Origin of the sequence: Desulfatibacillum aliphaticivorans DSM 15576, assembly GCF_000429905.1 — a bacterium.
In the GTDB taxonomy this organism is placed as follows: domain Bacteria; phylum Desulfobacterota; class Desulfobacteria; order Desulfobacterales; family Desulfatibacillaceae; genus Desulfatibacillum; species Desulfatibacillum aliphaticivorans.
This window is the reverse complement of the sequence record NZ_AUCT01000019.1, coordinates 137,459-159,026: the sequence shown is the minus strand read 5'-3', so window position 1 is coordinate 159,026 and position 21,568 is coordinate 137,459. Positions and strand designations below refer to the sequence as shown.

22 protein-coding genes are annotated in these 21,568 nt (G+C 54.4%); 14 read left to right on the top strand and 8 right to left on the bottom strand.

Going from position 1 to position 21,568, the window contains the following annotated elements:
* Positions 1–38: 38 nt before the first annotated feature.
* The 8 genes from G491_RS0117010 to rbr all read left to right on the top strand — a co-directional run bounded on the left by G491_RS0117010 (position 39) and on the right by rbr (position 7,993).
* Positions 39–1,166 carry an acyl-CoA dehydrogenase family protein gene (locus tag G491_RS0117010; RefSeq protein WP_028315446.1) on the top strand — a complete coding sequence of 376 codons (1,128 nt, stop codon included), beginning with the start codon at positions 39–41 and terminating at the stop codon, positions 1,164–1,166.
* 79 nt (positions 1,167–1,245) lie between these two features.
* A complete protein-coding gene (locus G491_RS0117005; protein WP_028315445.1) occupies positions 1,246–2,031 on the top strand; it encodes an acyl-CoA dehydratase activase in 786 nt (261 codons plus the stop codon).
* Entirely contained in the window at positions 2,024–2,824 is an 801-nt protein-coding gene (locus G491_RS0117000) for an acyl-CoA dehydratase activase (protein ID WP_028315444.1), read from the top strand. Before G491_RS0117005 ends, G491_RS0117000 begins: the two co-directional genes overlap by 8 nt.
* A gap of 12 nt (positions 2,825–2,836) precedes the next feature.
* Positions 2,837–4,225: a 2-hydroxyacyl-CoA dehydratase subunit D gene (locus tag G491_RS0116995; RefSeq protein ID WP_028315443.1), complete on the top strand. Its 1,389-nt coding sequence runs from the start codon at positions 2,837–2,839 to the stop codon at positions 4,223–4,225.
* Positions 4,222–5,370, top strand: coding sequence for a 2-hydroxyacyl-CoA dehydratase subunit D (locus tag G491_RS0116990; protein WP_028315442.1), 1,149 nt, complete (start codon positions 4,222–4,224; stop codon positions 5,368–5,370). The genes G491_RS0116995 and G491_RS0116990 overlap by 4 nt, the downstream gene beginning before the upstream one ends.
* Positions 5,371–5,400: 30 nt before the next feature.
* Positions 5,401–6,744 (top strand): GMC family oxidoreductase N-terminal domain-containing protein, encoded by a 1,344-nt coding sequence (locus G491_RS0116985; RefSeq protein ID WP_028315441.1) that lies wholly within the window; start codon positions 5,401–5,403, stop codon positions 6,742–6,744.
* Positions 6,745–7,205: 461 nt separating this feature from the next.
* Positions 7,206–7,397, top strand: a complete 192-nt coding sequence (locus G491_RS0116980) for a ferredoxin (RefSeq protein ID WP_015948578.1) — start codon at positions 7,206–7,208, stop codon at positions 7,395–7,397.
* Between the two features lie 20 nt (positions 7,398–7,417).
* On the top strand, positions 7,418–7,993 hold the full coding sequence (gene rbr, locus G491_RS0116975) for a rubrerythrin (RefSeq protein ID WP_028315440.1): 576 nt from the start codon (positions 7,418–7,420) through the stop codon (positions 7,991–7,993).
* A gap of 121 nt (positions 7,994–8,114) precedes the next feature.
* On the opposite strand, the gene G491_RS0116970 is transcribed toward rbr, so the two are convergent.
* Positions 8,115–9,647 carry a class I adenylate-forming enzyme family protein gene (locus tag G491_RS0116970; RefSeq protein ID WP_028315439.1) on the bottom strand — a complete coding sequence of 511 codons (1,533 nt, stop codon included), beginning with the start codon at positions 9,645–9,647 and terminating at the stop codon, positions 8,115–8,117.
* A gap of 415 nt (positions 9,648–10,062) precedes the next feature.
* Here G491_RS0116970 and G491_RS0116965 point away from each other — a divergent pair, with 415 nt between their 5' ends.
* The 3 genes from G491_RS0116965 to G491_RS0116955 all read left to right on the top strand — a co-directional run bounded on the left by G491_RS0116965 (position 10,063) and on the right by G491_RS0116955 (position 12,849).
* Entirely contained in the window at positions 10,063–10,851 is a 789-nt protein-coding gene (locus tag G491_RS0116965) for an acyl-CoA dehydratase activase (protein WP_028315438.1), read from the top strand.
* Positions 10,848–11,615, top strand: coding sequence for an acyl-CoA dehydratase activase (locus G491_RS0116960; protein ID WP_028315437.1), 768 nt, complete (start codon positions 10,848–10,850; stop codon positions 11,613–11,615). The genes G491_RS0116965 and G491_RS0116960 overlap by 4 nt, the downstream gene beginning before the upstream one ends.
* A 79-nt stretch (positions 11,616–11,694) precedes the next feature.
* Entirely contained in the window at positions 11,695–12,849 is a 1,155-nt protein-coding gene (locus G491_RS0116955) for a 2-hydroxyacyl-CoA dehydratase subunit D (RefSeq protein WP_028315436.1), read from the top strand.
* A 1-nt stretch (position 12,850) separates the two neighbouring features.
* Here the strand turns inward: G491_RS0116955 and G491_RS0116950 are convergent, their stop codons facing one another.
* Together G491_RS0116950 and G491_RS0116945 are read right to left on the bottom strand one after the other, a co-directional pair.
* Complete coding sequence (locus G491_RS0116950; RefSeq protein WP_028315435.1) at positions 12,851–13,426, bottom strand: ATPase; 576 nt, start codon at positions 13,424–13,426, stop codon at positions 12,851–12,853.
* On the bottom strand, positions 13,426–13,824 hold the full coding sequence (locus tag G491_RS0116945; protein WP_028315434.1) for a TA system antitoxin ParD family protein: 399 nt from the start codon (positions 13,822–13,824) through the stop codon (positions 13,426–13,428). The genes G491_RS0116950 and G491_RS0116945 overlap by 1 nt, the downstream gene beginning before the upstream one ends.
* Before the next feature lie 478 nt (positions 13,825–14,302).
* Here G491_RS0116945 and G491_RS0116940 point away from each other — a divergent pair, with 478 nt between their 5' ends.
* Positions 14,303–15,448 carry an FIST N-terminal domain-containing protein gene (locus G491_RS0116940; protein WP_051327332.1) on the top strand — a complete coding sequence of 382 codons (1,146 nt, stop codon included), beginning with the start codon at positions 14,303–14,305 and terminating at the stop codon, positions 15,446–15,448.
* Positions 15,441–15,932, top strand: coding sequence for a coiled-coil domain-containing protein (locus G491_RS34115; RefSeq protein ID WP_015948587.1), 492 nt, complete (start codon positions 15,441–15,443; stop codon positions 15,930–15,932). The genes G491_RS0116940 and G491_RS34115 overlap by 8 nt, the downstream gene beginning before the upstream one ends.
* 66 nt (positions 15,933–15,998) lie before the next feature.
* On the opposite strand, the gene G491_RS0116930 is transcribed toward G491_RS34115, so the two are convergent.
* From G491_RS0116930 to rdgC, 3 genes are read right to left on the bottom strand one after another with little or no spacing between them, the layout of a single operon-like run.
* Positions 15,999–17,066 (bottom strand): NAD(P)H-dependent flavin oxidoreductase, encoded by a 1,068-nt coding sequence (locus G491_RS0116930; protein ID WP_282705994.1) that lies wholly within the window; start codon positions 17,064–17,066, stop codon positions 15,999–16,001.
* Positions 17,067–17,104: 38 nt separating this feature from the next.
* Positions 17,105–17,635, bottom strand: coding sequence for a hypothetical protein (locus tag G491_RS0116925; RefSeq protein ID WP_028315431.1), 531 nt, complete (start codon positions 17,633–17,635; stop codon positions 17,105–17,107).
* Positions 17,636–17,638: 3 nt separating this feature from the next.
* The gene (gene rdgC, locus G491_RS0116920; RefSeq protein ID WP_028315430.1) at positions 17,639–18,253 is read right to left on the bottom strand and encodes a recombination-associated protein RdgC; all 615 of its coding nucleotides are present in this window, start codon (positions 18,251–18,253) and stop codon (positions 17,639–17,641) included.
* Between the two features lie 224 nt (positions 18,254–18,477).
* On the opposite strand from rdgC, the gene G491_RS0116915 reads away from it, so the two are divergent.
* Positions 18,478–20,262: a KamA family radical SAM protein gene (locus G491_RS0116915; RefSeq protein ID WP_028315429.1), complete on the top strand. Its 1,785-nt coding sequence runs from the start codon at positions 18,478–18,480 to the stop codon at positions 20,260–20,262.
* A 136-nt stretch (positions 20,263–20,398) separates the two neighbouring features.
* Here the strand turns inward: G491_RS0116915 and G491_RS0116910 are convergent, their stop codons facing one another.
* Both G491_RS0116910 and G491_RS0116905 read right to left on the bottom strand, forming a co-directional pair.
* Positions 20,399–20,923, bottom strand: coding sequence for a hypothetical protein (locus G491_RS0116910; protein ID WP_028315428.1), 525 nt, complete (start codon positions 20,921–20,923; stop codon positions 20,399–20,401).
* An 18-nt stretch (positions 20,924–20,941) separates the two neighbouring features.
* Complete coding sequence (locus G491_RS0116905; RefSeq protein ID WP_028315427.1) at positions 20,942–21,550, bottom strand: CBS domain-containing protein; 609 nt, start codon at positions 21,548–21,550, stop codon at positions 20,942–20,944.
* Positions 21,551–21,568: the final 18 nt, after the last annotated feature.

Sequence of the window (21,568 nt, the reverse complement as noted above, 5' to 3'; positions counted from 1 at the left end):
ACGATGTTTCGTCCGCGCGCATACAGCAAGGAGGTCCTATGCTCTGCAGGGGGGATAAAGAACTAAAACTGGTGGACGGCGCTGCCACGGATTTCGCAGCCAAGGAGCTTGCGCCCAATCGCGAGGAATACGACCAATATCCATTCGGTCCCTTTTGGGACAAGGCGGTCAAGAAGGCTTTTGACCTGGGCTTTTTCCACGCCTCCTTGCCGGTGGAGCTGGACGGCATGGGGCTGGGGCTTTCGGGATTGAGCGTGATCCTGAAAAGCCTGTGCAGCCAGGACGCCAGCCTGGGCGGCATGATTTTCACCAACGCCATGGCCCAGGAAATCATGCTCATCGCCAAGGCGGAAAAATTGTTTGAAGAAAAAATCGCCCAACAAAAGGAAGCCTACGGCTTTTTACTGGCCTTTCCTTCCTTCAACAATCCGTCGGAAGTCAGGCATCTGGCCCAGGTGAAAAAAACCAAACAAAAAGCCGCGCTTTCCGGCGAGATTCCCTATGTGGTTCTTGGAGGGCTTGGCTCATACGCGCTGCTGCCCGCCTGCCAGGGGGATGAACAGAATTTTTCCTTTTACCTGGTGGATCTCAAAGGCAAGGGCGTTTCCGTGAGCGAGCCCATTTTCAGCCTGGGCCTCCACGCCTGCCCGGCCGTGGACATATGCCTGGATAAAGCCCCGGTCCTGCTTGTGGGCAAGGAGGGCAAAGGCAAGGAATATTTTGACAAGGCGGCCGACCGCATGCACGCGGCCCAGGCGGCCATGGCGGCGGGAATCATGGAAGGCTGTTTCGCCGAAGCCCTGGCTTACTGCAAAGAGCGGGAGCAGGGCGGCAGGGAGATCGTGGACTGGTCTGAGGTGAAAATGCTGCTGGCCAATATCGCCATTCAGGCCAAGTCGGCGGAAATGATGCTCTCCCGGGCGTGCGAGGCGGCGGATAACAATCAGCCCAAGTGGCAGGCGGCGGCCCGGGTTGCGGCCATCCAGGCGTGCGCCTTCGCCTGCGAGGCCACTACGGACGGCATACAGGTTTTGGGAGGGGTGGGGTACATGAAGGATCACGGCCAGGAAAAACGGCTTCGTGACGCCAAGCAGATCCAGGCCTTGATGGGCATTGCTCCCATGAAAAAGCTCAAATACATGGATTCCCTGCTTGGAAAAAGCTGAATTCAGCTCTTCCCAATTGGGGGAAGGCGGAGGGCCTTCCCCCTTTTTCCCAGCCATTAACCCATGCGGAGCAGTGTATATGATCGTCGCCGGTTGCGATGTGGGGTCCCTGACTGCGGAAGCCGTCATTCTCAAGGACTCGCAAGTATTGACGTCAAAAATCATGGGAGTCCGGGCGACTGCCGAAAAATCCGCTATGTGCGTCATGGATCTGGCTTTGGCCCAGGCGGGCCTGAAATACGAAGACATTGACGCCTGCTACAGCACCGGATACGGGCGCCAGGCCATTCCGTTCTCTCAAAAAAATATCAGCGAAATTTCGTGCCACGGCATGGGCGCCTATTGGGCGGACAATTCCATACGCACCATTGTGGATATCGGAGGGCAGGACTGCAAGGTCATCTCCATTGACGAAAACGGCCTGGTGCAGGAATTCATCATGAACGACAAGTGCGCGGCCGGCACAGGCCGATGCCTGGAGGTGCTGGCCAAAGCCCTGGACGTGGAGTTGCACGAGCTTGGCCCGCTTTCCCAAAAAGCCCGAAAGCCCATCAGCCTGACTAACAAGTGCAGCATATTCATGGAACTGGAGGTAATGCAGCACGTTTATAAAAAACGGAAGGCCAGGGACATCGCCGCCGGGATTAACAACGCCGTGGCGAAACGGGTGGCGTCCTTGTCCCGCTCGGTTCCGTTAAAACCTAATTTCGCGATAACCGGGGGAGTTTCCAAAAACGTGGGGGTGGTAAGCCGCATGGAAAAGCTGCTGGGCGTCAATTTTACGCCGTTGACTGTGGATCCTCAAATCATCGGCGCGTTGGGCGCCGCCATTTTCGCCCAAAAGGAAAACGGAAATCATGATTAGCGCGGGAATCGACGTGGGGACGAGGTTTGTAAAAGCCTGCATCGTCAGGGACGGTGAAGTGCTGGGATGGGCCAGCCAGGACGTCTCCCGGGACATAGACCGGGTGATCGCCGGAGCTTATAAAAAGGCCCTGGACCAGGCCGGAATCAAGAAAAGGCAGGTGAAAAGGCTGGCGTCCACGGGTTACGGCGCAAAACTGGTTAAAAAAACGTCTTTTACCATGTCGTCGGATCATTGCGCAGCCAAAGGCGCTTTCGCCCTGGATCCGACCATCCGCACCGTGCTGGACTGCGGCGGCCTGTTTATTTCGGTCACAGCCATTGACGAGAAGGGTGTTTTTGAGAGAGCATTATCCAATGACAAATGCGCGGCGGGCAGCGGTAAGTTTCTGGAGATGTCCGCCCAGGCCATTGAAATTCCGTTTTCATCCATTTCCCAATATGCCGAGCAATCCAAAGAACCTTATGTAATATCCAGCAACTGTGCGGTTTTTGCAGAAAGCGAGGTGATCACCCAAGTCAATCACGGCCGGAAAAACACGGACATCATCGCCGGAGTGCTCCATTCCATCGCAGGCCGGGCCGCGACCTTGTTTGAAAGGATTCAGGCCCAAGACAATGTGGCCTTGGGAGGAGGATTGGCGGCGGTTCCTGCTTTCGCCGACCGGTTTGAACAAATGACGGAAAGAAAAACGGTCTCTTTGCCCATGCCGCCCCAGAATCTTGGGGCCTTCGGAGCCGCCTTAATGGCTCAGCAGGGCAAGCCTTTCAAGGAGGGGTCTAGGCGGAAATGAAAGGGAGGACCTGTGAACAAACAATCCGCGGAAAATTTTGCGATCAGCCGGGCTGCGCTTCGGGCCTCCCGGTTTGGGGGCATGCTCTCGCGCTATCCCAGAGCTCTGGGTTGGGTGCGGCGTTTGATGCTGCCTCTTGCCATTCAAGACGAGAACTCGTTTAATAAACATTTCAGGTTTTTCATTCTGCTGGCCGGCTGCGCCATGTCCGATCCCAAGGATTTACGGGCGCTGGGCATACTCTCCAGGGACCTCAACGCCTATATGGAAAATGTCATGGACGAAGCCAGCGGCAAGCCCATGGTTTGGTCGGAATGGAATCTGTCCAATGAAATTTTACGGGCTTTTGACGTGCGCCAGTACGTGCCGGAAACTTTTGCCATCGTCTCCCAGATGGCGGGCTCGGACGCGGCCGTGGAAATGATTGAACGGGCCGAGGAGGAGGGCATGGCGCCGGAGCACTGCTCGGCCGCCAAGACGGCCGTGGGAGCGCTGCTGGCCAACGAAGCGCCCATGCCGGACGTCATCATCTCCAGCTCCCATCCCTGCGATTCCGTGGCGTCCAGCTATCAAACCCTGCAGTACATGACCAAGGCTCCCATGTTTGTGCTTGATACGCCGTACTGGGACGACGAAAAATCCTTCAAGCATTATGAAAACAATCTTTGGGACCTCATCGCCTTTCTGGAAAAGCATCTGGATCAAAAGCTGGATTGGGACAAACTCCGGGAAATCTGCAAAAACGTCAACCAAACCAATCATTACCTCCAGGAACTCTCCGAAATGTCACGGGCCGTGCCCTCCCCCACCAGCGTGGAGCCCTTGCTGCTTAGCTGGCTGGGGCGGATGGCGGCTTTTGGGTCGCCCAACGGCATGGAATTCGCCGAGCTGGTCCACGCCAACGCCAGGGAGCGCCTCCGGAAAAAGCGCAGTTTCATAGACAACGAAAAAATCAGGATGATCTGGTACGACGTGCCCCTGGTTTTCGCACCGTTGTTTCCCTGGCTGGAAAAAAAGTTCGGCGCCGTGGTGGTTTCCGACTTCATGGGCCGTATTCAGACCGTGCCCATTGATACCTCGTCCCCGGAAACCATGGTCCGGGACCTGGCCAAAACCCACCTGTACTGCACCATGGTCCGCCACACCCGCGGCCCTGCGGAGTTCTACTTGGAGGAGTTCAAGAAGATCATCGACGAGTACTCGGGCGACTGCTTCATATTCATGGGCCACCAGGGATGCAAAGGAGGTTGGGCGTTGCGCAAGATGTTCAGGGACGTATGCCGGGAGGCCGGGCTGCCCAGCTTGTTCGTCAGCTCGGACATCTTTGACAAACGGCATGTCACGGAAGAGGAAGTCAAAAGGCAATTCGAGGATTTTTTCAGGAGCAACGGACTGGCATGAGCGATACTCTGGACATCATCAAAAAACTGGCTGAAGAAGACGTCAACGAATACATTGTCCAAGCTGCGGACGATGGGAGGAAAATACTCGGCTATATGTGCTCCTTCGTCCCCGAAGAAATAATCCACGCGGCGGGCATGGTTCCTTATCGCTTAAGGGCGGTAGGCAGCAAGGAAACCCGGCTGGGGGACACCTACTACTCCGCCATCAACTGCAGTTTGGTGCGCCATATTTTCGACAAGGCGCTGAATCACGAGTTTGCGTTTTTAAACGGCGTGGTTTTCATGAACGGTTGCGATCATGCCAGGCGCATGTACGACAACTGGCGCAACGCATTCCAAACCCAGGGCCTGGGGCCGGAATTCCTGCACATGTTTGTGGCGCCGCACACGACCTCGGAGACTTCCTTCAAACGTTTTCTCGACGAATTAATGGATTTTTCGGAAGTCCTGGAAAAAAATTTCAACGCGGCCCTGACAACGGAAGCTCTCCAAAATTCTATAGTGATTTACAATAAACGCAGAAGGCTGCTTCGAGGCGTAAATGAAATGCGCAAGCTGCCCGAGCCTCCTATTTCCGGGGCGGAAATGCTGGCGGTGCAGTCGGCCATGACTTCGATTCCCGTGGAAAACGCAGTGGATCTGCTGGAACGGTTGACAATTGAGCTTCAAAACCGAAGAATAGACGGCGAGGGTAAGCTGCGCATTGTCCTGGCCGGAGGGGCCATGGAGGAAATCGAGCACATTCAAATGATAGAAAGCTGCGGCGCAATAGCCGTTGCGGACAACCTGTGCACGGGCGGACGGCATGCGGACGTCTCCATCGAGTTAAACGGCGACCCCATCGCCGCCATTGCCAGGCGCTATCTTTACGAAGTCTCGTGCCCGCGCATGATCGACGAATTTGACAACCGGTCCGCCTCGCTGGAAAAAATCATGAAGGACTATCGCACCGACGCGCTTATCACGGAAAAACTCATGTTCTGCGACCTTTGGGGAGGCGAGAATTTTCTGCTCAAACAGGAGTCCAAACGGCTGGGGTTTCCCATGCTTTCTTTGGAGCGGGAAATGTACGGCGGAGGGGAAGGCCAAATGCGCACCAGAGTGCAGGCCTTTTTTGAAATGGTCCGGAACAGGCAATCATAATCGGCCGAATCCAGGCCGGAGGGGGAAAACATGACTCAGGAATATGAATACATCATCGTGGGCACCGGGCCGGGGGGCGCGCCGGTCGCCAGGGACTTGGCCAGGGCCGGCAAAAAAGTTCTTATGGTGGAAAGAGGGCCGCGCCACGAAAAGGCTTTGGGCTTTCCGTTCGGCCCCAGAATTCTGGAAGGCGGCGGCCTGTTCTGCCGGTCCATGGAAGGCGTGTTTATCGCCCGGGGAATTACCGTGGGCGGCTCATCCATGGTGTATAACGGCAATGTGTACAACCCGCCCAACAGGGTTTTCGAGCAAATGGGGCTGGATTTTTCCCAGGAAGTGCAAGAAGTCCGGGAGGAAATCGGCGTAAAAACCTTGCCCCCGCATTTTTTCGATCACTGCATCGGCGGCAAGCGCATGCTCCGCGCAGCTGAAGACATGGGAATCCACTTTCGGGAGCAGGACAAGTTTATCGACCCTTCCAAATGCAAAGTAGGCTGCGACTCCTGCATGCTGGGCTGCCCCCGGGGCGCCAAGTGGACCACCCGAACCTGGGTGGATCAGGCCGTTTCCAGCGGGGCGGAATTGAAGGTTTCGGCGCCTGTGGAGAAAATCCTTGTGGAAGGCGGCAAGGCAAAGGGGGTTATGATCAAAGGCGGCGAGGTTTTTCGCGGGGATAAAGTGATCGTGGCCGCCGGAGGCGTGGGAACGCCGCGCATCCTGCTGAAATCCGGTCTGAAAAACGTGGGCGACAGCTTTTATATGGACCCCATGGATATTGTGGTCGCCCAGGCCAAGGACCCGGGCCAGGGCGCCTGGAAGGAAATGTCCTTTACCCACGCCATCGAGGAATTCAAGGAAAGCGACCATTTTATCATCGGCAATATTTCCGCACTGGCCGCCATCATGACCGGGTTCATGGCTCCCAACGTGATGGGAAAGAATATCACCCGGCTGCCCTACGCCAAACGAGGCATGGGGCTTTTCGTCAAACTGGGGGACGAGCACCAGGGCAGGGTGTTTGAGGACGGGAGAATCAGCAAGCCCCTGACCGACCTGGATAACAAGCGCATGAAGCGGGGCGTGGATCTGTCCAAGGACATCCTGATTAAAGCGGGCGCAGCGCCGTCGTCCATCGCCGTGGGCAGGGGCATCGGCGGCCATCCCGGCGGCACCGCAGCCATGGGCAAGGTTGTGGACGAAAATTTTATGACGGAAATTGAAAACCTATACGTCTGCGACGGCTCCGTGCTGCCCCAGTCGCCGGGCGTGCCGCCCTCCCTGACCATCATGAGCATGGGCAGGCTCTTCGCTAAAATGCTGTTGGGCGAGGTAAGGGGGGAGGATAGAATACCCCAACGGGATGCGGCGGCTTAAAAGCCCTTAATTGAGGGAGATTAGTCAGAAGTAAAGAAAACCAAAAATTCAATCCGGCTGGAGCCGGCCTGACCTGCAGGGTTTCCAAAGTTTTTTCGAAACGGACTACATGTTGCTTCGCAACCCTGGCAGGATACTGCTCTGCCAGGGCTACCCTATTTTGAACGGCCGCAAACTGTAATACTGACATCGTAGGACGGTTCGCATGTCGTAAAGCCTTGAGTTCCTGTCCCAAAGCATTCAAAGCATCTTTATTGATTAAGCAACAACAAGTTATTATATTAAGCAATTATATTTATTTTAAGAAAGAATCGCAAATTGCTTTGACAGGAAACCCGCGTTTTTTATAAACTGTCCGCAACTTTCAGAATCATGCTTAAACTTTTATGAACATAATTGAAGCGCAGTATAGTCTTATTGACTATTTGATAATAATAACCATTCAATAAGGAGAAGAACCAATGAAAGTGACTATCACCGGCCAGTGCATGGGAGACCGTAACTGCAACAATCTGTGCCCCGAAGTTTTTGAGTACGATGAAGACGAACTGAAATCCATCGTCAAATTCGACGAGATTCCCGAGCAATACAAGGCTGTTTGCCGTCAGGCGGCGGATGAATGCGGCGCCGACGCCATTATCATTGAAGAATAAAATTTACAGGGTGGGGCGCTATGGGAAAATTCAGGGAAAGCCAAACAGCCAAGAATCTGCTCATTTCTTATGCATTTGAGTCGCAGGCGACGACCCGGTACATCTTTTTCGCCAACAAGGCGAGGGAGGAAGGCTACATTCAGATTGCGGACATCTTTCAGGAGACCGCCAATCAGGAATGCGAGCACGCCTTGCGTTTCTTCAAGTTTTTTAACGGCGGGGAACTGGAGGTGACGGCGACCTTTTTAACCGGCGTGGTTAAAACCACGGTGGAAAACCTGCTGGCCTCGGCTGACCTGGAGCGCCACGTCCATACCGAGTTGTATCCGGGCTTTGCCAAGGTCGCCCGGGAGGAGGGCTTTATCAAAGCCGCCGACTTCTGGGACGCCATATCCGTGGCTGAAGCCCAGCACGAAAAAAACTTTTTGGCTCTGGCGGAAAACATTCAGAACGACCAAGTGATTCACAAGCCCAACAAATGCGTATGGCGCTGCTCGAATTGCGGTTACATTCACGAAGGCGAAAGCGCTCCGGACAAATGTCCGGCCTGCGTCAAGCCGGCGGGATATTTCGAACTGTTTGTGCAGAACTGGTGAACTTCAAATGGGGTCAAGTCTACGTTTGACGTTTGACACGAAAAAGGCGGCTCAAACGTCAAACGTAGACTTGACCCCTTCTGTTTTGGGGGAAGGCCAAGTGGCCCTCCCCCTTTTTTTCTTAGGCCGTGGCGTCTTTGTAGGTGTCTCTCAATTCGAACTTAAGCACCTTGCCAGAGACGTTTCTGGGCAGCATGTCCACAATTTCCAAGAGGCGGGGCCGTTTGTAGTCGGCCAGGCGGGTTTCCAGGAATTCCCGCAATTCCTCGATGGTCAGGCTGGCGCCCGGGGCCAGGACCACAATGGCCATGACCGTCTCTCCCCATTGCTCGTTGGGCACGCCGATGATTACGTTATCCGCGATGGAGGGATGTTCGGCGATGGCGTCTTCCACTTCCTTGGAGTAGACGTTTTCGCCGCCGGTAATGATCATGTCCTTGGCCCGGTCCACCAGGGTGATGTATCCCTCGTCGTCCATAATGGCCAGATCGCCGGAGTGGACCCAGCCGTCAATGATGGTTGCGGCCGTGGCTTCCGGATTTTTGTAATACTCCCGCATGCAGGTTTCGCCCTTGATGCACAGCTCGCCCACCACGCCGGGTTCGGTGACGTCATTGTCATTCTCGTCAGCCAGGCGGCATTCCATGTTCACAATGTATTTTCCGCCGGCGCCTGCTTTGCGGACCTGTTCGCTGGGCTTGAGAGCCACGCCGCCGGGGCCTGCCTCGGTCTGGCCGCACATGCAGAAAAAATTCTCGCATTGAAATTTTTTAATCATCTGCTTGACCGCTTCGGCCGTCATGGGCGCGGCGCCGTATCCGTAAAAGCGCATGGTGGAGAGGTCGAATTTTTCAAAGTCCGGAACGCCCATCATCATCATGTACATAATGGGAGCGCCAAAAAACTGGGTGACCTTTTCCTTTTCAATAAGCTGCAGGATTCGGGTGGGTTCAAAATCCCGATTGATGATGTGGGTGGCCCCCATGTAGGTGCCGGGGTTCAGGAACAGATTCAGCTGGGCTGCGTGGAAAAGCGGAGCGGCGTTCATGATGATGTCATCAGGGTTGATGCCTACCATGCTGGCCATGGAGCAAGTCAGCACCATCTGGTTATGATGGGTCAGCACGGCGCCCTTGGGCTTGCCCGTAGTGCCGGAGGTGTACAGAATCATGGAGTCTTCAAACTCATCCACCGCCACGCCAGGCTCGCTTACGTCGCCGTTTGCCATAAGGTCCTCCAGGGCTGGACAGGAGTCGTATCGCTCCTCGCCCATGGAGTAGATTCCCTTGATTTTGGGCAGCCGGGGCTTCATTTCCACCACGGCGGGCTCAAAAAAATCGTTGAACAAAATAAAGGTGGAGTCGGAGTTGTCCAGAATCCATTCCGCCTCCCGGGGGGCCAGCCGGTAATTCACCGGAACCGCCACGGCGCCCGCTTTGACCGCGCCGTAAAAAGCAAACACGAAATTGTCCGTGTTAAGTTCCCAAAGGGCGACCTTGTCGCCTTTTTTAACGCCTTGCTTAATCAACTCGTTAGCCACTGCATTGACGCGTTGGTTCACCTGCGCCCAAGTGTAGCGCCGGTCATTATAAACCACTGCTTCCTTGGCGCCTACCATGCGTGCGTTCCTTGCAACCAATCCGCCTAAATCCATGTTACTTCCTCCTTCAAGACCAGATTTGGGGTGTATAAACAGGCGCTACGCAGTAACGCCGTGGGGGAACGGAGTCATTTAAATTCTGCCAGGTTATTCCGTTGTTTAAATTGATGGATGCAAAACTGAATAATTGACCCTCAAATTCAGCATAGGACCTTTTAGAATAATTGCCAAGCAAATTCCACACTGCCGATGAATTTTTTGAAAACCCGCAAAAGCAAAGGGCTAAAGCTCGTCGAGCGGTAAAAAAATTCTCCAAAGGCTTGAAGAAAAACCCTGCGTTATGTTAGTTTGTCTAAGCCTTTTTGTTTTATGAAAAATCAGGTTAAAACGCAGCTTGAGGGAGGCTTGCCTGAACCTGGAGGACGCGTTGCGGCTTGAAGTGGAGGAAGTATAGAGGGGGAAGTCTGTTGTGTTTTATGCAGGTTGCGACGTCGGTTCTCTGACCGCCGAGGCCGTTATCATGGAGGACGGCCGTCTGCGTTCCTGGGCCATTCTGCCTGTTGGAGCGAGGACGGAAGAATCCGCGTATTCGGTAATGCAGCAGGCCTTGAAAGAGGCCGGCCTGACCATGGACGGCCTGGCCTTGATTTGCGCCACGGGCTACGGCCGAAAGAACATTCCTTTTGCCCAATTCAACTTAAGCGAAATTTCCTGTCACGGCATGGGCGCGCACTGGTGCGACCCAAGCATTCGAGCGGTCATTGACGTGGGCGGCCAGGATTGCAAGGCCATTTGCCTGGATAGGCAAGGCCGGGCCGTGGATTTTGTCATGAACGACAAATGCGCGGCCGGCACAGGGCGCAGCCTGGAGATCCTCGCCCGGGCCATCAACCTTGGGCTGGAAGATCTGGGGCCCGTGTCGTTGAAGTCGCGCCATCCGGTGAGGATCACCAATCGTTGCAGCATTTTCATGGAGTTGGAGGTTCTGCAGCATTATTACGGGGGGCGAAAAATCCGGGACATCGCCCGAGGCATCAATCATGCCGTAGCTAAGAGGGTGGCTTTTTTAGCGCAAAGCCTGGACATGGCGCCGGGGTTCGCCCTGACAGGCGGGGTTTCCAAAAACGCCGGGGTGGCCAAAAGCCTGGAAAAAATCCTGGGGGTTCGTTTTAGGCCCTTAAAGGTCGATCCTCAGTTGATGGGCGCCCTGGGCGCCGCGGTCCATGCAGGCGTCAAGGCAGGGGTAAAGGACTCATGATCACGGCGGGAATTGATATAGGAACCCGGTTTGCAAAAATTTGCATCGTGAACGAAGGAAAAATCGTTGGCTTTGCGGAAAGCGGCGTAGACCGGAAGATAAGCCTTTTGATACGCGACTTGTTTTCCCAGGCCTTGAAGGATGCCGGAATCTCCAAGCGGGATGTTGCCAAAACCGGCCTGACCGGCTATGGAGCAGGATTAGTGAAGATCCGCGGCAGGATTTTTTCCGAACCCCGTTGCATCGCCGCCTCCGTCAAGGAAGAAGCCGGGCAAACCCGAACCGTGACGGACGTGGGCGGGATATTCATCCATGCCGCGGTTGTGGAAAACGGGGGGCGCATTAAAAATTTCGCTTCCAACGAAAAATGCGCGGCCGGCGGAGGCAAGTTTTTGGAAATGGCGTGCCAGGCCCTGGGAAAGGACATCACGGACTTGTCCCCCTGCGCGGCAAAGGCGAAAGCGCCCTATTCCATTACCAGTAATTGCGCGGTGTTTGCGGAAAGCGAAATAGTCAGTCAGGTCAATGCGGGCGCCCATCCCAACGATATTCTGGCGGGGGCGGTGAATCTCATCGCCTCGCGGGCGGCGACGCTCATAGAAAGAGTCGGCCCCGGCGGCGACGTCGTCCTGACCGGAGGCGTGGCGCGCATTCCGGCTTTTCAAAAAGCCCTGGAAGCGCGTATGGAAAGGCGAACGCTTTTACCGGATTTCACCCCTCAACTGGCCGCTGCTTATGGGGCCGCATTGCTGGCTTCGGAGTGACGCCCTCCATGATCATCTATGGGGCAACAAAGAAAAATTGCAGCAGGCTGCCGGGCATTTTCCCACTGTAGAATAACAAATGGATATTTTTGACGAAATTCGATTCATAGCCAGGAAAACGCAAAACCCGTATCTTAAGGAGGCCCGCTCAGCCGGGCAGAAGATCATGGGATATTTGTGCTCCTACGTGCCTGAGGAAATCCTCCATGCCGCGGGCTTTATCCCTTATCGCCTGAGAACCGTGGAAAGCCTTGGCACGGAAAAGGGGGATCTTTACTATTCTGCCTTGAATTGCTCGTTCGTGCGCCATTGCTTTGACAAAGCCGTGCGCGGAGACTTCGACTTTCTGGACGGAGTGATTTTCTTCAATGGATGCGACCATTCCCGGCGCATGTACGACAATTGGCGCGATCTTTACAGGGAGCGCCAGGCGGGCCCGGGCTTTTTGCACATGCTCATCGCGCCCCATAAAATCTCCCAAACCGCCCTCAACCGGTACACGGACGAACTGTCCAAGCTGGTCCGCGCCCTGGAAGAGTCGTTCGGCCTGAAAATTACCGATCAAAAGCTGCATAACTCCATCTGCCTGTATAACGAAAAGCGCAGCCTCCTGGCCCAGCTTTTCGCCATGCGCAAAGGGGAAAAAGTCCCTCTCACCGGAGCCGAAAGCATCCGCCTGGTCTTGGCGCTGAGCGCCGTGCCCGTGGAAAAAGCCGTCAGCCTTTTGGAAAAAATGATAGACGCCTGCCAGGACAGGAACGTCGCCAAGCCAGGCGATCTGCGCCTGTTCATGGCCGGAGGATGCATGGAGGAGGCGGACCACATGCAGTTGATCGAGGATCAGGGCGCGGTCGTCGTGGCCGACAACCTGTGCCTGGGCGCCAGGTCCGTGCACACGCCCATCGAGGAGGACCTGCCTCCCGTTCCGGCCATCGCCCGGAGATACCTCACGCATCTTTCCTGCCCGCGCATGGTCAACGACTTTTATTCCCGCAGCCACTATTTTGAGGAAACCATCCGGGATTTTTCCGTGGATGCGGTCATCACGGACAAGCTCATGTTTTGCGATCTCTGGGGCGGGGAAGCCTTTTTGCTCAAGTCCGAAGCCAGACGCCTGGGCATTCCCATCCTGACCCTGGAGCGGGAAATGCACGGCGGCGGCGCCGGCCAGGTTCAAACCCGGGTCCAGGCCTTTTTTGAAAAGATCGCCAATCTCACCCAGGACGACGCCTGACTCAAGAAAGCAAATATGACGCCCAGCCGGTCAGGGAGTCGGTTTTGATTTCACAGCGGCCGGATTTCATAATGAATATGGGAAGGAATCGGTTGCTTGCTGAGGAATTGTCCAAAATCCAGGCTTCGTCCACCAAGGGCAGAGCTGTTTTTACGTTCTCCAAGGTTCTGGGGATGCGGGTGCGGATTTTGTCCGCAGGCACATCATGCCCGCCTTCCAGGACGCGCTGATGCACGCGGGCCTCGTTCAGGCTGGGGTCGAACAAATGGATGTATACCAGGATGACCATGTACCCCCTGGCTTTGGCCGTGGCGATGAAGTCTATTTTGGATGGGTGGGAGAAGACGGTTTCAAAGCAAAAGGAAACGCCTTGGGCGATCAGGTCCGCCCGGATATCGCCTGCAATCGTCGCCGCCTCGTAGCTCAACTTTTCCGGGGCGTCCGGGTCGATTGTTTTGGCTATCAGGTCTGCGTTGATAAAAGGCAGGCCGCGCTTGGCCAAGTAGTGATGATAAAAGGTGGATTTGCCCGCGCCGTTTCCGCCTGTCAAAATCCATAGCTGCTTTGCGGCAACCATCAGAGAGCCTCGAACTTGCCGTTTTCAAACTTGCCTGTCTGCCGTTCGCCTGTCTTGGCGTCCACCCTATCAAGATAGCCGGGACGGCTGACGCTGGCCTCAAAATAAAAGGGGGCGGAGGTGACGGGCTTGTCCGAAAAGCCGCCGGCCCTATCAGCCTCAAGCTCGGCAAACACTTCGCCGGAGTCAATGGGTCGGCTTGGCGTTGTTTCCAAACGGATTCCCTTCACCCCCTGGGCCACGGCGTAAGCGTCGGCGGCGTTTATCTTTGAGGCGATAGCCTTTCCCAGTTTCGCCCAATATTCCATCTGACCGCTTATGGATCGATGCTCCACCTTGGCGTGGCGCTGAGCTTGATTCACCAGGTTTTCGTCGAGTCGCAGGGATTTTGTGGTCATGGCCGCCTCCTTTTGCAAAAAAAGGTCTCGATGCAATATGTTCGATTTTGATGCACATTGCATCATAAGGATAGTTGCTTGGGGCCGAATTGTCAACCCCTCATCCATAAGGGGCATTACGTGGGCAGCGGAATCAAAGATGCGAGCGCCTTGGCGGCCCAACCCTGGCTTGCACCGCGTTTTCGCGAAAAAGGGATAGCCGGAGACTGAAGATTGTTCCGGCAAATATGACTATTCTCTCTCAAGAGCCTGATACTTGACGGAATAAATGCCCCAAGAAAGGGAAGAAAGCGCCTCACGCAACAATATTTCCTTTCACAAAATAAAGGGCTTTGGCATATTTAGGGGTTGAGTGGAAGGTTCCTGAGGGACGGAGACCACTTAATTTGCTTGAAATGCCAAGCGTCTTTGTGCGCCGCCGGGCAAGGCGCCCCGGCTAATTGGCGGTTTGGAATAAATGGTTTGAGGTTGGACTTCCATGGCTACTAGCAGACGCAACGGCGTTAAAACCGGCGTGACCTTATTAAAGGATGAAAACGAGGCTGCCGCGGATCTTTTTGATCAAATTGCGCAGCATGGAATGCATACGGTTCTGTTTTTTTGCTCCCCAAAGTACGACGCGGACAGCCTTGGGTCCGCGCTTAAAAAGAATTTTTCGTGCAAGCTGCTGGGGTGCACCACCGCCGGCGAAATTTCCTCTCAGGGTTATGTTGAAGGGGGAATAGTCGCCGTCAGTTTCGCTGGCGCTCATTTAAAAATACACTCTTACGGAATTCATCGTCTCAGCGGTTTTACCCTTCAGGACGCCCGCGAGATCGCTGATTCTATGAGAAATGAACTTGTTTTTTCAGATGAGTTTGACCCAAAGAACCTGTTCGGAATGCTTTTGATTGACGGGCTGTCTTTTTTGGAAGAGCAGGTGATTTCGTATATCCACTCTGCTTTTCAGCCCGTCTCCATTGTCGGGGGCTCCGCCGCCGACGGTTTTAATCTTCAGGAAACCAAGGTTTGCATTGACGGCGAATTTATGTCCGATGCGGCCGTCTTGATCCTTGTCGAGACCACGGCGCCCTTTGCGGTTTTCAAGACCCAGCATTTGGAGCCCACGGACCAAAAAATGGTTGTCACAAGGACTGATCCGGCCAGACGGGTTGTCTGCGAGATCAATGCAGAACCTGCGGCCGAGGAATACGCCAGGATATTGGGAATTCCCGCCTCCGAATTGGGCCCCGCCGTGTTTTCCCAAAATCCGGTTATGATACGCATAGCTGACAGCTGGCAGGTCCGGTCCATTAAATCGGTTAACCCGGATAAAAGCCTGTCCTTTCATTGCGCCATAGACGCAGGGCTGGTTTTGACCTTGGCCAAAGGTTTTGACATTATAACCAATCTAAAAAATGAAATCCGGCGGCTGCTTAAAATCATCCCCGATCCCCGATTGGTCATTGCCTTTGATTGCGCCTTCAGAAGGCTTGAAATCCTGGACAATGGGCTGGGCGGGCAATTTGCCAGGCTGATGAAAGACATCCGCCTTGTCGGCTTTAACACCTATGGCGAGCAATTCAATTCGGTTCATGTCAACCAGACCCTGGTAGGCGTAGTCATCGGAGGGGAAGATGAGTAGGATCGAAGAGTTGGAAGAACAAATCAAGGCCATGCAGCGCACGCTCGAAAAAAAGGAAATCATCCAAAAAGTGCTCATGGATCGGGTTGAAAAAAGCATCAACTCTTCAGGCAACGCCTACACCCTTTTTGAGAGCAACCTTGTCTTGCAGGAACAGGTCGATAAAAGGACGAAGGAGCTCCAAGAGGCGAACAGGGAATTGCGAATAGAGATTGAAAACCGGCGGAAGGTGGAGAAGGAAAAGGAAAGTTTGATTTCCGAATTGCAGCAGGCATTGGCGGAAGTCAAGGTGTTGAGCGGCCTGCTGCCCATCTGCTCGTATTGCAAGGATATCCGCAATGACAAAGGATATTGGCAGAAAATTGAAACCTATATTGGGGATCACTCTTCCGCCCAATTCAGCCATAGCATATGCAACAAATGCATGAAAAAGCACTTGCCTGAATTATATGAAAAAATGATGGAAGAGCAGAAAAAACCCTGATTCCAAACGGCGCCCCGCCTGAAAGGCCCCGTCAAAAAAAGCGGCTCCGGTAATTAAAACCGATAATCAAACCTTCTCCGCCAGGGCTGCGGAGCACTCCCGAGCCTGGGAAACGATGCGCTCCATCAATTGCGCAACGGCGGGAGTGTCTTCTATCAGGCCGGTCACCTGGCCGAGCATCAGCACGCCGTTTTCCGTATCGCCGTATTCCATGCCCTGCTGCATGGGGCCCCAGGCGTTGGCCAATCGGGCCAGGGCCACTGCTTTGCCGATTCCCTTGGCAACGGCCAAAAGCAGGATGCCGGCGGCCAGCTTGAGCCAGGGGAGGCCGTAGGATTTGGCCGCCGCACGGGAAGTCCACAAAGCCCGGATAAGGATAAACCGGCCTTTGATCAAGCGCGTCGCCCCTTTGGATTGCATGACCCGGCATGGGATGCCGTCCACCTTGTCGGAGTACAGGGTGTCGTGCACGGTTTTAACGCAGGAAACCTCTTTGACCGCGCTATGCACCGGGCTTTCCAGGGTGTTCATAAACCGGGTGCCCATGGCGATGGCGTCGGCGCCCAGGGCCAGGGCGGCTGCAAGGCCTCGTCCGTCGCCGAATCCCCCGGCCGCGATAACCGGAATGCTAACCGAGTCGGCGATGCTGGGAACCAGCACCAGGGAGGCGGCTTCGCCCCCGTGGGCTGCGGCCTCATGACCGGTGACGATCAGCGCGTCGGCGCCGTCCCGCTCCGCCGCCTGGGCGTGCCGGAGGTTCACCACCGTGGCAATGGCTTTGCCGCCGTATTCATGGACCTTTTGGCAAATCCAGTCCCCCTTTCCCAGGGAGTAGTTCACCACGGGGACCTTTTCCTCAAACAGCACATGAGCCTTTTCGTCCGTACCGGGAATAAGCAGGGGCACGTTTGCGCCAAAGGGTTTGTTCGTCAGTTCGCGGATTTTGCGGATCGACTCGCGAAGGCTGTCCGGGCTCAAGTCTCCCGTGGCCAGGATGCCCAGGCCGCCGGCGTTGCATACGGCGGCCACAAGCTCCGGGGTGCTGATTCCGGTCATGCCGGATAGGACGATGGGATATTGGATTCCCAGCATCCGGGTAATCTTGGTGTTCATAGCAAATTTTCTTGGAAATATGGTTCAGTAAAACTTAAGGCCTTAAAAAAGCAAAAGCGTCAGGATTGGAATTCCGTAATCCATTTACGCACTTTCAATAACTCTTCCCGCCACCCTTCGGAAATGCGTATTTTTATAAAATGACTGAAAATATTATGGATCACGTTTATGGGCTTTTCCAAAAGCGCGGCTTTTTCGATGATAGCCCCTTCCATTTCGTCCACCACGCGCACCGGCGCCGTGGGCGGGGTCTTGAGCGTGCTGAAGGCCATGGTCTCGCCGTTTAGATTAAAGGTCCATTTCTGGTCCCCGATTTCCATGACCAGATTGACGTCCTTAACCTGGGCGCCTTTTTTCAACGCCAGCACGCCTTCGTCCATCTGGGCTGCGTCGCCCTTGATGGTCACCCGCTCCACGTCTTCGCGCTGGCGTTTTTCCAGGACGATCCGGTTGCCTACGTACAGGACCGCGGGCTCGCCTGCGGCTTTGGCGATCTGCTCGGGATCTTCTTCCGTGGCCCACCAAAGCCAGGTCAAAAACTCCAGGCCCAAAAAGGAATATCTTTTAAAAGAAACTGTTACGTCTATCATAGATCACTCCACAAATAATGCAGGGGATACGGTGGAAAGCCGGTCCAGGTCCGATTCACCGAGGCCGCAGGTCAGCTCCGCTTCGGTGAACGGGAACAGGGGGATCAGGGAGACTCCGAAGCTCTCGAAGAAGAGGGCTTCCAACTCCTCCTTGACCGCGCCTTGGGTGGAAAAGAGCCAAAGCATGTTCTCCTCCACGTTCCACAAGATGTCATAGACGTTGGGCGTGGCCGGTATGCGGGAGTAAAGCACCAGCTCCACGTGTTCGCGGATCTGCTTTTTTTCCTCCTTGGACAAGAAATCCCGGCCGGTTTCGGCCTTGCGCCTTTCCATGTCAATAGTGCACTGCATTTTGACCACCTTGGAGGGCAGGGTCTTTTTGTCAATGCGCAGACTGAACACAATGTGCGGCCCCACCACAAAGGAAGATCCCGACAAATCCGGCAGATACGGCCGCTCCAGGCTGGTCCAGCCCACGGCTTTTTCCTGAGATTCGGAGCCGGCCTCCATGATTGTACGCTTTTCCAACCCGTTCCTGATGGCTTCCAAAACCGGGTCTTCTAACTTGCCGTTGACCAGATATCTGGTCACTGCTGCGGAAGATGATAACAGGCCCATTTTTTCTCTCCTGATGTATGGATTTTAACCCGAGCGAACTATACCGTTTCCCTGGTTCTTGCACAAGGCCCATTTTTTTCCGGCGGCTCTCTCAGGCTTCGGGCAAGTTGCAATTCGCCCCCTGGTATAGTATCTATTGAGTCTAACTAATATCAGTTTCTGACAATACCGTCTGCCTGGAGACGGGGAAAGCCGCCATGGGGGCGGCCGAAAGAGGTGGGACCATGAGCAACAAAAGATTGGAACGCATTCTCGACATATCACCGGAACTAAAAACCATTCTACTGTCAACAGATTCACTGGAAAATAAGAAGGACTATATCAGAGGATATTTGAGCCAAATGCTCATTTCCGCCTTTGAAGACGACCGGCAACTCCCTCCCTTGGAGTGGATTTTGGTCACAGACGCTGTAAAAACCTTTAAGTCGCTCATTTCGGCCCGCAGCGAACGCCTTTCCGGGTTCAGTTTCTTAGGATACTTGGACGACTTGATCCACAGGCCGGAACAAGTTAAGCCCAAGCCTCAAAAGGGCTTTTATGCGGAAGTAGAGGCGCTTTTCAGAGGCGTGGCAGGCAAAGCGGGAATCTATAAGGAGAAAGCCCCGAGCTTCATAAAATACTCCGGAGAGCGCGCGGCCAAGCTGCGCTCCGCTGACCTTTCCCGCATGGCCGCCAAGGCCGAAGAGTTTATGGAGCATTATCCATGCGGCCTGGATGAAGACGCCGTCCGCAGGCGATACCGCAACAAACAGCGCATCCTGGAATATTTCAACGCCACCGGTTTTGAATGGGACGATTGGAAGTGGCACGTCAAGCATATTATTCGGGACGAAAAAATCCTGGGCGACCTGGTCCAACTGACTGACGAGGAAAAACAGGCCATCGCCCTGGCCCGGGAGCGTCGGATTCCCTTCGGAATCACGCCCTATTACGCATCCCTCATGGACGAAAAGGAGGACCGGAAGCGGGATTACGCCGTGCGCGCCCAGGTCATCCCGCCGTTGAATTACATCGAAAAATTGTGGGAAGCCAGGCAGCGCTCCGAGGCATCCATGGATTTCATGCTGGAAAACGACACCTCGCCCATCGAGGGGATCACCCGGCGTTACCCCATGATCGTGATTTTAAAACCCATCCTCACATGCCCGCAGATTTGCGTGTATTGCCAACGCAACTGGGAGATCGAGGACGTGTATTCCCAGACCGCAGCCCTGTCCCAGAAAAAATTGGAACGGGCCATCCAGTGGATCGCGGACACCCCGGAAATCCGCGAGGTTCTGGTGACCGGCGGAGACCCTCTTCTGCTGTCCAATTCCCGGATCGAAAACCTGTTGTACCGGCTGTCCAGCATCAAGCATATTGAAAGAATCCGCATAGGAACCCGCACTCCCGTGACCCTGCCCCAGCGGATCACCGAATCCCTGGCCCGGGACATCGGGCACTTTCACGAGCCGGGCAAACGGGAAATCACGGTGATCACCCATTTTGAGCATCCTTACGAAATTACGCCCAACGCCATGGAGGCCGTGCAAAAAATCCGCCGCCTGGGCATGTCCGTGAAAAACCAGATGGTGTTCACCACCTTCAATTCCCGTAAATTCGAGGCGGCGGTCCTGCGCCACAAGTTGTCGCTTATCGGCGTGTCGCCCTATTACACCTTCAATACCAAGGGCAAGGAAGAAACCGAGGATTACCGTGTGCCCCTGGCCCGGCTCCTCCAGGAGCGCGCCGAAGAAGCCCGCCTCATGCCCGGAACCGTACGCACAGACGGCGTGGTCTTTAACGTGCCCGGCCTGGGTAAAAACGACATTACGGCCATGCAGCATCACAGCGTGTTGTCCATCCTCCCCAACGGCCGCAGAGTCTACGAGTTCCATCCCTGGGAGAAAAAGCTCTCCCTGGCGGATACCTACGTGTACACGGACGTCTCCATCTACGACTACCTGCAAAAATTAAAGGCCTGGGGGGAGAATTTGAACGATTACAAGACCATTTGGTATTATTATTGATTTTTAGTTTTAACGAATTTTAAACAGGTTGCGGAATCAAAATCAACGTACAACAACATAACTAATTTCAAATAGTTCCGTATGCATTCCCACGCAAAGCATGGGAACGAGATGCCGGGCGGGCGGCGTCATGCATTTATGGATTCGCCAATTCTTTCAGGTGTTGGATTCCATGCTCCGCACTAGCTTTCGCCCCTTTATCTTCCATTTTGAAAACTTCATTGATTATCGAAACCAGGGTTTCGAACACATCTGACCTATCAATAGTAACGTTGCTATAAATGGTATAGATTATCAAAGACTCCCACCACATGTATCCCGCCGAGCCGTTCTCATATTGGGAAAAAACATCGGTAAATAGATTCTTCATCAATACAATGCACAGTTCTCTTTTCTCCCTTTTGACCTGCGGGTCTAACAGCGCTCCCATGAAACCGTAAGGACTTGGAAGAAACCAAAAGCCGCTCTCTATTTCCATCCAGTTATAGTAGTCGAAAAGAATTTTGGGCTTGGAAAATAATTGGATCATATGGTTGACTAATGTCTTTGAGTCACACCGCCACATCCACTTTTCCTCAAAATACCAATCCATTAACTGGTCATAGTGGGAAAAGATAAAATCCAGCCAATCCTCGAATGAACAGTTTCGTAGATCAATCATAATTTTAAATAAAATCTTTTACTGCCACACGCCCAGGACTTCGTACCCGGCGTTTTCCAGGGCTTGGCGGATGGCGTCCTCGCCGTTGGCTGACAGGCGGAAATAATAAATGTTTTCCTGCGTGCGGTGCGGCGCCAGGCCCACGCTGATAACGTGCCCGCCGCTTTGCTGGATAATATTGGAAACCTTGGCGAAGGCGTCGGGCTCGTCCCCCACCCTGACGTCCAGGCGCACGCTGTGGGTGAGGATGCCCATTATCTCGACGAATGCCCGGAGGATGTCCGTGACCGTAATGATGCCCAGGAGGCGATTGTTATCGTCCACCACGGGAAGGCCGCCGATCTTCTTGCGATAGATTATTTGCGCTGCATCTTCCACGTCTTCGTCCGGCTTGACCGTGATGGGGTTTTTAATCATGAGATCGGTCAGGGAGAGGTCCCCGACCATGGAAGGGATCAAGCCTTGCTTAAGGTCGGAAAGGGTGACGAAGCCGCGCAGCACGCCCCCCTTTTCCACGACGGGCAGATGCCGGATGGAATTCCCCTGCATCAGTTTGATGGCCTCTGAAATGGAGGCGTTGACGTCCACGCACAAAGGGTTCTTGACCATCAGGGATTCAATCCGCATCTGTTTTTTCTCCTTGGC